Source organism: Sphingobacterium sp. WOUb80 (assembly GCF_050058145.1).
In the GTDB taxonomy this organism is placed as follows: Bacteria; Bacteroidota; Bacteroidia; order Sphingobacteriales; family Sphingobacteriaceae; genus Sphingobacterium.
The window spans coordinates 3536090-3550798 of the sequence record NZ_CP165617.1; the positions used below are offsets into that span (position 1 = coordinate 3536090).

Here is a 14709-nt window from a genome sequence, read left to right on the forward strand (position 1 = left end):
ATTCTAATTTGGATGACAGTTTTGTTTTATGATCCACATGAAGCAAAACCAGACAACACACTTATTTGCATTTCAGCTACTGATAAGTGTATTATTTCTTTTGGATGTCAGCATTGTCAAAAGTCAGACTACAATCGCAAGGGAAGTGCCGACAAACATCGCTCAACCTGAGCGAAATAATAGTGCATTTTATATAAACTTGACTGATACCAGGCCAACCGAAGGCATAGCGGCCAGCGGCCTTTTACTGTCAACAGACAGCACAGTACTGTCTCCAGTAATCCATCATCCGAGCAGGAAAACAAAATTAAACCGTTTCTTCGAAACAGCAATTGATGAAACGCCTTACAAACCACATTTAACGAGCTTTATCGTACCGACAGCCTTTATTGGTTTCGGGGTGGCGAGTTTAAGCATCAATGGTTTAAAAAACCTCAATTTATCGACCAAAGACGAGATCAGCGAACATCAGTTAAAGCACAGCAACCTCGACAATTACAGTCAATATCTTCCTGCAGTTATGGTATATGGACTAAATGCGTTGGGGGTGCAAGGCAAACACAATTTTAAGGACAGAACGGTCATTTATTTAACATCACAGCTGATCTCAGGAGCAATGGTTCTTCCATTGAAACATATCGTCAAAGAAGTCCGTCCAGATAGTTCTAATAATCTTTCCTTTCCTTCAGGACACACCGCTACAGCCTTCTCTTCTGCACAATTTATGTTTCATGAATATCATGACAGCAATTTTTGGTTAAGCATTTCAGGCTATCCATTTGCGATTTTTACAGGTACCTACCGCGCCATCAATAATAAACATTGGGTCGGCGATATCGTTGCCGGAGCTGGATTTGGCATTTTAGCAACAGAACTAGCCTATTGGGTGCATCCGCGGATCAATCATCTATTATTCAACGACAACAAAACAACTTCTGCTACGCTAATGCCATTCTACCAGGATAAGCACTTTGGTTTAAGTTATGCCAAGCAATTTTAACCAGCCTAATTTTTTAAAGCCTATGCATGCAGAAATTATCAAAAATATTTTTCATCTCGAATAGCCTTCCATTACCAAGCAAGCACTTGCGCAATCAGTTTGGTTTTCAGCTTATCCGTATGTGCTGCTTGATGAAATCCAGAAAGTTTTATTTGCATATCCGTGTAAATTTAGCTTAGTTTGATACATTTGTAGGGACAATGCATGGATAGCCCATGATTTGGTATCATAGATAAACTTTGATTCATCGAAGTTTTTAACGTTTTTCTTTATATGAAAATTCTCCTAGTCGAAGATGACGTACGTGTCGCAGGATTGATCAAACGCGGACTTGATGAAAATGAATTTCAAACAGCTATTGCCTACGACGGCATATCTGGAAAGAAAATGGCCTTACAACACGACTTTGATCTTATCATAACCGATATCGTACTCCCTAAGATGGATGGATTGGATCTCTGCAAAGAAATTCGTCATATCAAACCCGATGTTCCCATTATCATGTTAACAGCATTAGGAACTACAGACGATAAAATTGAGGGTTTTGACGCCGGAGCGGATGACTATCTGGTCAAACCTTTTGAAATGCGCGAACTCCTAGCCCGCATCAGAGTCCTGCTCAAAAGATATCAAAAACAAGATACACTCACGGGAACAATTTTGCGTTATGGAGACCTGGAAATGAACCTCCATACCAAAAGCGTCAAAAGGAATGCTGTCGAAATCCATTTGACACCCAAAGAGTTTAAACTGCTCCATTACTTATTGCAGCACCCCGAGCGCGTACTTTCCAGAATGGAAATTGCTGAAAAAGTGTGGGAAACGCATTTCGACACCGGAACCAACTTCATTGATGTTTACATCAACTATCTCCGTAAAAAAATCGACAAAGATTTTGCAACCAGATATATCCATACTAAATCCGGAATGGGCTTTATTCTAAAACAAGACTAATGCGAATCAGGACACGAATCTCCATATTGTTCACGCTGATTACAGCCACCATATTGCTGGTATTTGCCTGTACAGTATATTTTTCAGCAGTGGAGAATCGGGAAAGGGAATTTTACGCCCTATTGAAAAAAGAAGCTTACACCAAAGCAAACCTTTTTTTGAATGCAAAAGTTGATAAAAAGACCTTAGAAGATATCTACCACAACAACCGAAAGATCCTCAACGAAGTCGAGGTTGCAATTTACGACACCCGTTTTGATCTCTTGTATCATGATGCCGTAGATATCGACTTTGTCAAAGAGACACCAGCCATGCTGCAGGATATTCTCAAAAATAAAGAAATACGATTTTATCAGGAAAAATGGCAGGTCATCGGCATAACCTTTCCATATAAAGACAAAATTTACATCATCACAGCCGCGGCCTATGATCAATACGGCTACAATAAACTCAATAGTCTATTATCTACTATTCTTTTGGTTTTCATTTTGTCTATATTTCTGATCTATGCAGCAGGTATATTCTTTTCCAAAAAGGTCTTTCAACCTATCCTGGAAATGACCCAACGTGTAAAAACCATTTCTGCGACAAGTTTGGATGCCAGGCTTACGAGTAGCGGAAATAAAGACGAGCTTTCCGAATTGGCCAGCACATTCAATGCGATGCTCGACCGCCTCGAGAACTCCTTTGATGCCCAAAAGCATTTTGTCTCCAATATCTCGCATGAGCTAAGAACGCCCTTGGCCGCCATGATTGCAGAACTCGAGATTTCTGCCAATAAGGACCGTAGCATAGTGGAGTATAAAACTGTCATCGACTATACGCTAAATGATGCACAGAAACTGAAGAAGTTATTTAATAGCTTACTTGATTTTGCAAAAGCAAGTTACGACAGTTCTGAAATCGCGTTTAAAACCTTACGTATAGACGAAATACTAATTGATGCATGCCAGCAGGTTCTCCAGTCAAGTCCAAATTATAAACTCGACATTTTTGTCGATCCAGCGATTGAAGATGAAAAACTTCTATCCATAAATGCAAATGAGTATCTATTGCAGGTCGCCTTTGTCAACCTCATTGAAAATGCCTGTAAATTTTCACCCAATCAAAAATGCCTAATCGCTATCAAGGCGGATGAAAATAGGATTCAGCTGGAATTTAAAGATGACGGAATAGGCATTGACCCGGTCGACCTGCCCAATATATTCACGCCATTCTATCGTGGAAGCAACAAAGATTATAGCGAGGGAAATGGTATTGGTTTATCGCTTACCCGAAAAATCGTGCTTCTCCATCAAGGCGAGATTAGCGTCCGCTCGGCAAAAGGCGTTGGAAGTGTTTTTAGCATTGATATCCCCCATCGTTCATTATTCTAATAAAATTCTAATTTTTTTCTAAAGCCCCTCTAACCGGCTTATCGGGAGCAGGTGGATAGTTTTGCGGTATGATTAACCATACAATCAACTATTCGACCCAATCCTTGAGGTACATGAATTGGATCCCTGTGCTGCTGTTGCTGCAAGCTTGCAACAGCCAGTCTCACGAAAGCCCCAACCAATCTCCGACCATCAGCGCAGTTGGAGACACCGTGACCGTCAGTGAAAACACACCACTGTTATCGAAACTCAAATTTGTTACGACGACCAATGCACAACATGCACTGAAACTAAATGCAGCTGCTACAGTGAAGATTATTCCCAGCAGTTATGTGGAGATTCCGGTACCTTTTGCTGGACGAATTGTCAAATCCCACGTGAAACTGGGCCAAAAAGTTGCTATCAACACGCCTTTATTTTCAATTAGTTCATCCGACTATTTTGAGGCACAAAGGGCTTACCTCGACGCCAAAAACGCATTTATGCTTGCCGACAATATGTTAAAACGCCAAAAAGATCTGATCGCGCATGGTGTTGGCACTAAAAAAGAACTCGAGGAAGCGGAAACAAATTTTGCAATGAGCAATGCTGCGCTTGGAAATGCCACTGCCGCCTTAAAAATATTCGACAGCAACCCGACCCATAGCGTTCTCGGTGAGCCTCTCCTTGTTCGTTCACCTATTCAAGGAGAAATTTTAAGTAGTTCGATTGTACTGGGTCAATACACGAAAGAAGATGCTCCGGCATTACTCCGCATTGCAGAATTGTCAAAAGTATGGGTGTCGGCCTACATCAAAGAAAAGGACTTGCCAGCAATCGATCAACTTGCGCGTGTTGAAGTGAGCGTATATGCGCTCCCTACTAAAAAAATACCCGGAAAAATTGTCCATATCAACCAATTTGTCGACGAAGCAAGTCGGAATATTGAGGTCCTCATTGCCTGTGAAAATGCTGATCGTACCTTAAAACCAGGGATGTATGTCAACGTCGAATTCGAACGGCAAACGACTCCGACACTTTTCATTCCGGCAAAAGCTGTATTTCAATTTAACGATAAGAGTTTTGTTTGGGTCAAAACATCGTCCAATACCTTCGTTAAACGCTATGTTACTACTGGCGTAACAGAAGGTGATGCGATCCAGATTTTAACAGGCCTGCTTCCGCAGGAGCAGATTGTTGGTGAAGGTGCCTTTTATTTAACACCCGGCCTGTGATGGGCTCAGGCTTTCAACTTTTAAAATAGAAACACATGAATATTAAACAATTGATTGGCCATATCATTGCAAAGAGATGGGTAATCGCCGCATCTTTTCTATTGATCGGCTTTTTCGGTTACTATGCCTGGCGACAACTTTCGGTTGAGGCATACCCTGATATCGCTGATGTATCGTCACAGGTCGTAACCCAGGTGCCGGGACTTGCTGCCGAAGAAATGGAACAGCAGATCACCATCCCGATCGAACAGGCCATCAATGGTTTGCCCGGGATGGAAGTGATGCGCAGTAAAACGACTTTTGGTCTATCCATGGTCACCATTGTCTTCAAAGATGGTGTTGAAGATTATTGGGCGAGAGCCCGTATACAGGAGCGTCTAGCTGATTTATCCCTTCCATATGGTGCCAGTCCGGGATTAGATCCGCTGACTTCACCAACAGGTGAGATCTTTCGTTATATACTCGAGAGTAAAACCCACGATCTACGGCAATTGACTGATCTGCAAAACTTTGTTATTATCCCCAAAATCAAACAGGTTTCGGGCGTTGCTGATGTCACCAATTTTGGCGGAATAACGACCCAATTTCAGGTGGAGCTGGATCCTAAAAAGCTCGATCAATACGAGATCTCACTCGCAGAGGTGGTCTCGAAAATAGAAAGCAATAATGCCAATGCCGGCGGCAGTGTGATGAACCGGGGTGATCAGTCGTACGTCATCCGTGGCATCGGTCTGGTCAAGACATTGGATGATTTGGGCAACATCGTCGTAAAATCCACCAACGGAAACCGCATATATATGCGTGACCTCGGGCAGATCAAACTTGGTAATTTAGCACGTAAAGGGGCTTTAGGATATTCGGATAAACGCGGTGCCAATTATTCAGACAACATCGAAGGTATTGTACTCCTATTGAAAAATGAAAATCCCTCCGCTGTCTTGGCTGGGGTAAACGCAACGGTCGACGAACTAAACGAAAAGATTCTTCCGGAAGGTGTAAAAATACATGTCGTGCTCGATAGAACCAGTTTGGTCGACAATACGCTACATACCGTTTCCAAAACCCTTTTGGAGGGGATGATTCTGGTTATTTTTGTCCTCATCATTTTTCTGGGAAGTTGGCGTGGAGCACTCCTGGTGGCCATAACAATTCCATTGTCCTTGTTGATTGCATTTATACTCATGCACTTCACCCATATCCCCGCCAACTTGCTTTCCTTAGGGGCAATTGATTTTGGGATTATTGTAGACGGAGCCATCGTTATACTCGAAACCATTCTTAAAAAAAGAGAAGATGAACCGGAAGGTCTGCTGCAGGAAAAAACTATTGCGCAGAAAATTTCTGAAGTCGCCAAACCCATATTCTTTGCGACACTGATCATTATTACAGCCTATCTTCCCCTGTTCGCATTTGAGCGCGTCGAGAAAAAACTTTTTACGCCGATGGCCTATACCGTAGGTTATGCCCTTTTCGGCGCCTTGGCTGTCGCTCTTGTGCTTATTCCCGGCTTGGCCTATTTGATCTATCGCAAACCCCAAAAAATCTTTCACAACAAATGGTTGGCAAAATTGACTGCGGCTTATCAGTCGGCGATAGAAAAGGTTATGCAGGCTCCCAAACAAGTTTTTATTCCATTGGCAATCGTATTGCTTGCCACAGGTTTGCTCACGGTCTCCGTTGGGAAGGACTTTCTTCCGTCGTTGGATGAAGGTTCGATCTGGCTTCAAGTGTCGCTTCCCCCAGGCATCACGGTAGAAAAGTCAAAAGAAATGAGTGATACCCTACGTGCCCGTACACTTAAACATGATGAGATCTCCTATGTCATGGTGCAAGCAGGGCGTAATGACGATGGTACCGACGCTTGGACACCCTCCCATTTCGAAGTTAGTGTGGGATTAAAACCTTACAAAACATGGAAATGGGGAAAAACCAAGGAAGACCTGATCAATGAGCTTGCTGCAGAATATGCGAAAATGCCGGGCTTCAATGTTGCTTTTTCCCAACCCATGATCGACGGTGTCATGGACAAAATAGCCGGTGCACATAGTGAGCTTGTAGTCAAAATATTTGGTGATGACTTAAAAGAAACCCGCCGAGTTGCCGAGGAGCTTATCACAACACTTAAACAGGTAAAGGGAGCTGTCGATCTCGCTATTGACCAGGAGCCGCCACTGCCGCAGCTGCAAATTATTGCCGATCGCGATAAAATAGCGCAATACGGACTGAACATCGCTGATGTGACTGACCTGATCCAGATCGCTATCGGGGGAAAAGCCGTAGCACAGGTCTATCAAGGAATCAAAGTGTATGATATAACCTGTCAATATCAGGAGGAAAACAGAAGTTCGCCCGAAAAAATCGGCAACCTAATGCTATATCCCGAAAATGGAAACCGTATTCCTCTGGCCCAGGTTGCAACAATTAAGCTCAATACCGGAGAAAGTATGATTTCACGTGAACGCAACAACCGCCAGCTGACCGTCCGCTTAAATGTACGTGGACAGGACCTCGGCACATTCCTCGCCGAAGCACAGCAGGCCATTGCCAAAAATATACGCTATGATCAACATAAAATCACCTTAAAATGGGGCGGACAATTTGAAAATCAACATCGGGCCTACACACGGCTTGCCATTATTGTTCCATTGACATTAGCCATTATATTTATCTTACTCTACGGTACATTTGGTTCATTTAGGCAAGCAGGTCTCTTAATGGGTATCGTTCCATTGGCGCTGTTTGGCGGGATGCTTGCCCTCAATGTCCGTGGCATGACGCTAAACGTATCCTCAGCAGTCGGTTTTATTGCCTTATTCGGTGTTGCCATACAAAACGGTGTCTTGATGCTTTCACAGATGAATGTACTGCGTAAAAATGGGCTGCCGCTGCATAAAGCGGTAACACAGGGAGCCTTTAGTCGTTTTCGCCCCGTTTTGATGACCGCCACGGTAGCCATTCTCGGTTTGCTTCCGGCATCACTGGCAACAGGAATCGGATCAGATGTACAGCGCCCTTTGGCCACAGTTATTGTCTATGGCCTGTTATTTTCGACGATCCTGACACTGTTTGTGCTCCCACCGCTCTATTATCTTTTAGAAAGTAGATCCTCAAAAAACACAGCAGATTAAATACATGTCCAATAATGGATGAACGACCTCTGAACACGCTTTTTTCAAAAACTGACCATTCAGAAAAATAGATTATCATGAACAAACAGCCTATTTTAACAAAGAAACGCCTGACGTTTTTTCTTTTCATACTCACTTTGTCTCCTACTGCGATCGCACAGGATAGAGACAGTTTAAATACAGCCCAGAAACTTGATTATTCAAAATTTATAACGGCTGTTGGTCAACAGAACCTGGGTTATGCAGCTGAAAAATTCAACCTCAATATCGCAGAGGCCAATCTCATCAGCGTCAGGGTATTCCCTGATCCCGAATTTAGCGTAGGCTTGTTTGATAACAGTGAACGGACAAAACAACTTGGCCGCGGCTATAATGCCGGACTTGCATGGACATTGGAGCTGGGATCTAAACGAAAAGCTAGAATAAACCTAGCTAAAGATGAAGCAGAAGCAACCCGTCTATTGCTTGAAGACTATTTTAGGAATTTACGCGCCGACGCTACGCTTGCATTTCTGATGGCAAAACAACAATTGCTACTGGTAAAAACATACCAAAACTCTTACCAGCAACTCAGGCAGTTGGTGGTATCAGATAGTATTCGCTATCAATTGGGAAGCATTCCTGAGATCGACTTCCGTCAATCTAAACTGGAAGCTGCCAATATGCGCAATACCCTCCTGGCAACAGAAGCAACCTGGAAGGCTTCGGCTGTAAACCTGGCTGTATTTATGGGTGAACAAACAGCTACGGGTATAAAGACGCCCCAAGATCCTTTTGTTCATTTAGACCGGGAATACCGCTTAAATGAACTAATCAGGATTGCACAAAATGACCGCAGCGATCTAAAAGTCGCCCTGCAAAACAAACAGCTTTCACAGCGTCTGCTCCAATTGGCTCAGGCCAATCGGGTAGTAGACCTTGGACTTTCATTTGGCGTCACTCATAATGGAGAAGCACGAAATGAAACTGCCCCAACGCCTCAGTTTACGGCTATAAATGCAGGTATTTCAATTCCGCTAAAGTTTTCGAATTTTAAAACAGGCGATCTTAAAGCCGCAAAATTTAAGATTGATCAGGATGAGATTACCTATCAGGACGTGCTCCTACGCATTCAGATCGAAGTTACGCAAGCGTTCCTCTCCTACCAGGCCGCTCAAAAACAGGTACAGCTATTTGACAGCGCTATGCTATCGGAAGCAAAAGCAATTTTGGAAGGAAAGGTTTACAGCTATAAAAGAGGCGAAACATCCCTACTGGAAGTTTTAAATGCCCAACGGACCTACAATGAAACACAGCTTAGCTATTATGAAGCCCGTTACAATTATGCGATCGCCCTGGTCGAACTCCAACGAACAGCTGGAATATGGGATATTCAGGAGATCTAAGCTGGAGAAATTCTGTTTTTTCTTAGTTTCTTATACATGCTTTTCAAGGAAGGCGAGATCAGTATCAGCAAAAGTATGCTGATACTGATCATGGACATAATCTCATAATAATCCATGGCATACCTCACAAAGGATTGGATCTTGACCCGCTCAGCAACGAGCTTTAAGGCAGCCGTATGTTCCTTATACTGCAGTCCATGCTGCAAGATGCTGACAGATTCCTGCTGCAGGTACTCCCGAAATAAGGGATTGCCCACTTCCGTTTGGTCCCTAAAAACCTGTTGGTGCTGGGCATATTCAAACAACTTGAAAAAATTCTGTAAACCGATACTGCTCGTGTAACCCAAGTATCGGATAGCAAGACAGACCGCAGCCGCAGAAGCCCCCAATTGAGGGCTGACACTGGTAATGCAAAATAAGATGGTAGGTACCATAATAAGCCCTACTCCGAGTCCGTGTAAAACTAAGGGTATCCAAAAATGCGCATCATTACCCTGCCCCTCAAAGGAGAAAAACATCCATTGGTGAAACAGCAGCAAGCAACAATAGCCCGAAATCCAGATCCATTTTACGGGGCGTTGCCCAAGCATCCAATACAATGAACCTAGAACACCAGCGACAATACCAGCAATATTAAACCACTGGATATAGGACAAATGAATAGGATCAAGTTGAATAACCTGTACGAGATATTGATTTGAGATGGTCAGGGAGAAGCGTTCGATATACATCATGTACAAAATCAATAAGCCCAAGAGAAAGTTCCTGTTTTTAAAAATCGCCAAATGAACATACACACGCCTGAGCACCATTTGCCGAACAATAAAAAGAATAAGCAACGCTAGACCTGCCCCTAATATAATCAGCATATGCTGATCGTTAAACCAATAAACTTCTTGTCCATACACCATTAAATAGCCAAAACTGACAATCACAAGACTATAGAAAATGCAGCTTGCCCAGTCTAAAGAAAACAAAGGATAAGGGCGTATATGCCGTATAGAGCGCATCGACAGCATAATCAACAATAAACCCGGTACAAATGATAATGCGGCGTATAGATAGAGCTGATCAAAATTGAATGAATCGATAAATTCAGCCGTGACGAACGTATTAAATGGGGAGCTGCAGAGTAACATGCCAAAAAAGACAGCATAACTTACTTCCTTCGCCCGATCGCTTTTCAACCGTGAGAATATCATGGAGATCGATAAGTTTACGGCAGAAGCAAACAACATCCCTTGGAAAAAGCGCAGGCCATATACCCAGCTGATATCGGTGATACTGTACATCAAAAAGCAATTCAATAGCTGCAGAAGATTAAAAATAATGTAGTACTGCTTGATGGGAAAGTATAAAAAAAAGCGTCGTTCTAAAACGTAGAATCCAACAAAACCAGCATAAAACAAAATGATCAGAAACTGGACATCACTGGGTTGGGCACCGTAGAATCCAGCGGTGACATTTGTATTTGCACCTGGCAGGAAAAATAAGACCATACTCGGCATCAAACTGCTAAACAGGATAAGCTTGATCAACCACTCCGGCACCCATTCTTTAAAAATTCCTTTCACTATTGCTGCTTTTTTGATACCGACACATTCACATTCATTCCCGAAAGAAGCTGTTGCGCTCCCTTTTGTCTATCTAGCTCAATGCGCACAGGTACGCGTTGTACAATCTTCACAAAGTTGCCCGTTGCATTATCTGGCGGCAAAAGGGAGAATGCAGAACCTGTAGCCGGGGAGATGGAAATAATTTTTCCATAAAATTTTTGATCCGGATACGCATCAGCAACCACCTCAACCCTATTGCCAAGGTGCAAATAGCGCAACTGCGTTTCCTTAAAATTAGCCGTTACCCAGGTTGGGGTTTCTCTATTGACGATAAAGCCCAAAACTTCGCCAGCACTTATCATTTGACCTTTTTCAATCGTGCGTTTGCCAATCTGTCCATCGTAAGGTGCGCGAATAACGGTATAGCCAACATCAAGCCGCTTGCGGCCGACAGCTGCCGTCAAACGAACACGTTCGGCATCAACCACACCTTTTTTTATATCCACATCATGCACACGCTCCTGTGAAGCCTGTAATTTATGCTTTAACGAAGCCAGCTCACTCTTATACACATCCAACGTCGCTTTTACATCCTCCAGTTGCTGTGCCGTTGCAGACTTTTCCTGAAACAAATAATTATATCGATCATATTCCAACTGTTGCTTGGTTACCCGAGCCTCCCCGGCAGCAATTGATGTCCGTAAAGATTCATGTTCCGCCTGGAGAATTTCCTTTTGACTGTGAAGAACATTGATCTCTGCAGCTTCCTTATTGACGGATGCTGCTACCTGATCAGCCTCATATTTATACTCCTTATTATCTATAAGCAACAGGGTATCACCCCGTTTAACCAATTGATGATCGTGATAATGCACAGAAACCACATATCCTCCTACCCGAGAAACAATGGGATTGATATATTGCGTTACCTGTGCATCATTTGTGTAGGTATACCGCAGTCGCATCCATAATGCTTGAGCGCCCCATAACAACAAGGCCAACAAGACAATTCCGGCCAACCAGTTGGTGATTCGAGTGAGTTGTGCCTCCACAACTGTTCTACGTGATTTAGGTTTCATTAGATAGTACCCTTCAAAAATTCGATAAAATAATAATGTTTCTGTATCGCAATATGTGCGGTTTCAAGATCAAAAAGTGTTTTTAGGTATTGCATATCAGCATCCAATAGATCCGTAATCAAAGCCGATGATTTAAAATACCTGTTTTTTATAATCCGTGCATTTTCCTGCGCCAACGCCTTATTGTTTTGACAGACGTCCTGCTGCTTAATAGCCAATTGATAATCCAACAGGGCCTGTAACAGCTGATTTTCCAGAATCTCCTCCTCATGATGGTGTTTTACCTCTTGTCGATCCAATGCGATCAGTGCTCCGCGCACCACGTTTTTATTGAGATAAATTGCCGAGATTGGTATGTTTAATTTGAGTCCTGTGATACTCAGATTATACCAACTGGGGTTATAGGGATACAAGAAGACCTGTGGATTGGCAAAGGTGAATGTACTGGTCAACCCCAACTCAGGAAGATAATTTGATCGCGCCTGTTTGACCGACAATTTCTTCAAAACAACTTCCTGTTCGGATTTTAGAAGGGAAAAAGCATGGCTTCGCGCTTCGGCAACAAGCGCTTCATAGCTGGGGCCTTCCACTTGAAACTGCTCGGGCAGAGGCACAATCTCCGCTGTAATACCGCCAATAAGCTGCAGCTTCTGATTTGCAGCCTGAATATCATGGCAAATCTGCACAAGCAATAGCTCCCGTTTCGACAGTTCCAACGAAATACGCAAGACGTCACTGTGCAATACCACGCCCGCCTTATACAGATGCTCAATCTCCTTGAGCTGTACCCGTTGATCAGCAATATCCTGCTCGATTAAAGATCGGTTACTATATGACAGTTCCAAATCCAGAAAAAGATTGCAAACCTCCAATTTCGTCTGCGCTGCGGCGTTCTTCCAATCGATTCTGGCCAGCTCATTTTCCAATTTTTTGGACTCAATTTTCATCAGGTCCCGATGCCCATTGTAAAGGTTCAGATAAAAATCCAGGCCGCTATCGTACAAGTAATGAATGATATCATGCTGAGCGGGTTTATTTAAAAGCCCCTGGTCATACACAGGCATATTACTTGCATAACTAGCAGAAGCTCTGGCGGAAATCTTGGGCAGCAATTCCATGCGTTGCTGCTGTACTGCCACCTCACTTTCTTTGAGCTGCAAATAAGACTGCTCGATATATTTACTGTTCTGTAGCGCTTTGTCGATCATGTCTTTCAGGGACATACGCAAAGAGTCGAGGGCGAAGGTGTCCGAAATAGTGAATACCAACAACCCCATGGTTAGTATTCCTTTTGCCCAATAGGGAGGAAAAAAGTTCACGTGTGCTCTATTATTTTTTTGCGTTGCAAACTTAGACACTTATTGGAACTTGGATTTCTTCACAAACGCCAATATGTTATGGAAAAAAGACATTTTTTCATCAATTCAAGCAAAAAGACCAATATCTGCCAATAAGCCATTACAATATCCTTTTTTACAGCACATAAAAAAGGCCTTTCAAATCACAATTTGAAAGGCCTTTCTCGATGGTATAATAATAGATTATCCGTATAAGGAATCCTCTATTGCATTCCACAGCTGGATTCTTTTTTGTAGCGCAATTTTACTGATCTCTTTCATTTCCGTCCATTTAACCTCATCGTCCTTCGCAAGATCTGTGATCATCTGCATCGCCAACGGTCCATGCTCGTCGCCGTCAAGATCAATATGGCGTTGAAAATAATAAATAAAGCTATCCAGATTGGCTGTAGGAAAGTTTGTTTTAATTTCTTCCAAAATAGAGGTAAACATTCCCGGGATAAGATCTTCGCGTCCAAATGTAAATGCTGCAGCAATTTTATGCACCTCGCCCTCAGCAATCACTTCGAATGTAAAATTCAAAAAGTCTTTGATCCGCTTGTCCAATGTGGTCGTTGCAATGACATCGAATATGTTGTTCGATTTTTTGGCGTGAGCAATAAATTTGTTGACCAGATGAAGGTCGGCACCCATGGCATCCATGGCGTCCAGATACATCTCAAAGTGGCTCAAACGGCGGCCATCAATGTATTCATCCGACTCCTCTGCCAATACAATTTCGTTGATTAGATAGCGCGTTGATGGATGCTCACTCGCAAACCAAGGTAAAGTCGTACAGGTCAATTTAATCTGTAAAGCTTTTAGTAAAGACATAAAATCCCATACAGCGTACACATGCCCTTCTGTAAAAGAACGTAGATTCTTGATCGTTTTGATCTTACGATATAAAGGGTGTTGCAATAATACCTCGCGTTCGGCAGCAATGTATTCGTTAATTTCCGCAATTCTATTCATGGCGCAAAAGTATTGTCTTATCTCTGTTTTTAAAAGTATTTTCGGTGAGATTACAGTAACATGATAAAATTTTCGACCAGCTATCCGCTTCATAACCAAATCACAGCCAACAATGCGCCTCGCTTTTGACCTCCCTATTCCTGTTGTCAGCGCTCATTTACCCTTAAAAACAAAAATAATTTTTATTATAAAAAATAATCTACTATATTTGTAGAGTATTCAGAATTGCATGATGCAATACCAACCGAGTGCAGGCACCGCGGTGGTAAATTAATACGGGTTTCGACCAAAATAAACGTCGCTGAACGATTATTTTCCCAACAAGATCTGGATACAGTTTATGGTTTAATCCTTTAAATTTTTAAATTGTATGGCTACTACAACAAATCTTTACCACCACTTACTGGAAAAATTCAGTTATTACTCAATAGATGAACTGATCCAGCTCAACAACGACACCATCTTAGGACAAGGCTGGGGTTCAGCCAAGGCAACCTTTAGAACAGCTTTGATCAGTACGTTCTCCAAAAGAGGACTGGATCTTTCCAATATCATTTCCAAGGAAGACGGTTTTACCTCGGTGAAGCATGTCCCTGTACGCTTGGAACAGAATGTCTTGATCCCTTTGCAGTAATCTTTATCGGCAAAAAAAGCGCGCATCGAAAGGACTTCGTGCGCGCTGCTGTGGTTGGTTTAGGAAATTGC

The 14709-nt window shown here is 42.7% G+C and carries 11 protein-coding genes and 1 riboswitch; of the genes, 7 read left to right on the forward strand and 4 right to left on the reverse strand.

What is annotated here, in order from left to right; genetic code table 11:
- Nucleotides 1–37: 37 nt before the first annotated feature.
- The 6 genes from AB1Z56_RS14845 (at nt 38) to AB1Z56_RS14870 (ending at nt 9057) form a co-directional block, all read left to right on the forward strand.
- Nucleotides 38–1000, forward strand: a complete 963-nt coding sequence (locus AB1Z56_RS14845; protein WP_426789509.1) for a phosphatase PAP2 family protein — start codon at nt 38–40, stop codon at nt 998–1000.
- A 273-nt stretch (nt 1001–1273) separates the two neighbouring features.
- Nucleotides 1274–1954, forward strand: coding sequence for a response regulator transcription factor (locus AB1Z56_RS14850; protein WP_426789510.1), 681 nt, complete (start codon nt 1274–1276; stop codon nt 1952–1954).
- Complete coding sequence (locus AB1Z56_RS14855) at nt 1954–3330, forward strand: HAMP domain-containing sensor histidine kinase (RefSeq protein WP_426789511.1); 1377 nt, start codon at nt 1954–1956, stop codon at nt 3328–3330. Before AB1Z56_RS14850 ends, AB1Z56_RS14855 begins: the two co-directional genes overlap by 1 nt.
- A 113-nt stretch (nt 3331–3443) precedes the next feature.
- Nucleotides 3444–4544, forward strand: coding sequence for an efflux RND transporter periplasmic adaptor subunit (locus tag AB1Z56_RS14860; RefSeq protein WP_426789512.1), 1101 nt, complete (start codon nt 3444–3446; stop codon nt 4542–4544).
- A gap of 35 nt (nt 4545–4579) precedes the next feature.
- The gene (locus AB1Z56_RS14865) at nt 4580–7672 is read left to right on the forward strand and encodes an efflux RND transporter permease subunit (protein ID WP_426789513.1); all 3093 of its coding nucleotides are present in this window, start codon (nt 4580–4582) and stop codon (nt 7670–7672) included.
- Between the two features lie 77 nt (nt 7673–7749).
- Nucleotides 7750–9057 (forward strand): TolC family protein, encoded by a 1308-nt coding sequence (locus AB1Z56_RS14870; RefSeq protein ID WP_426789514.1) that lies wholly within the window; start codon nt 7750–7752, stop codon nt 9055–9057.
- On the opposite strand, the gene AB1Z56_RS14875 is transcribed toward AB1Z56_RS14870, so the two are convergent.
- The 4 genes from AB1Z56_RS14875 to AB1Z56_RS14890 form a co-directional block, all read right to left on the reverse strand.
- Nucleotides 9054–10631, reverse strand: coding sequence for a hypothetical protein (locus AB1Z56_RS14875; RefSeq protein WP_426789515.1), 1578 nt, complete (start codon nt 10629–10631; stop codon nt 9054–9056). The two genes, AB1Z56_RS14870 and AB1Z56_RS14875, sit on opposite strands and share 4 nt — an antisense overlap.
- Complete coding sequence (locus AB1Z56_RS14880) at nt 10631–11692, reverse strand: HlyD family secretion protein (RefSeq protein WP_426789516.1); 1062 nt, start codon at nt 11690–11692, stop codon at nt 10631–10633. The genes AB1Z56_RS14875 and AB1Z56_RS14880 overlap by 1 nt, the downstream gene beginning before the upstream one ends.
- Nucleotides 11692–13011 (reverse strand): TolC family protein, encoded by a 1320-nt coding sequence (locus tag AB1Z56_RS14885; protein ID WP_426789517.1) that lies wholly within the window; start codon nt 13009–13011, stop codon nt 11692–11694. Before AB1Z56_RS14885 ends, AB1Z56_RS14880 begins: the two co-directional genes overlap by 1 nt.
- Nucleotides 13012–13233: 222 nt before the next feature.
- Nucleotides 13234–14004, reverse strand: coding sequence for a DUF3050 domain-containing protein (locus AB1Z56_RS14890; RefSeq protein WP_309362435.1), 771 nt, complete (start codon nt 14002–14004; stop codon nt 13234–13236).
- Nucleotides 14005–14214: 210 nt separating this feature from the next.
- Nucleotides 14215–14308: riboswitch (SAM-I-IV-variant riboswitch) on the forward strand.
- Between the two features lie 66 nt (nt 14309–14374).
- Here AB1Z56_RS14890 and AB1Z56_RS14895 point away from each other — a divergent pair.
- On the forward strand, nt 14375–14638 hold the full coding sequence (locus AB1Z56_RS14895) for a 5-oxoprolinase (protein WP_309362433.1): 264 nt from the start codon (nt 14375–14377) through the stop codon (nt 14636–14638).
- The last annotated feature ends 71 nt before the right edge of the window (nt 14639–14709 follow it).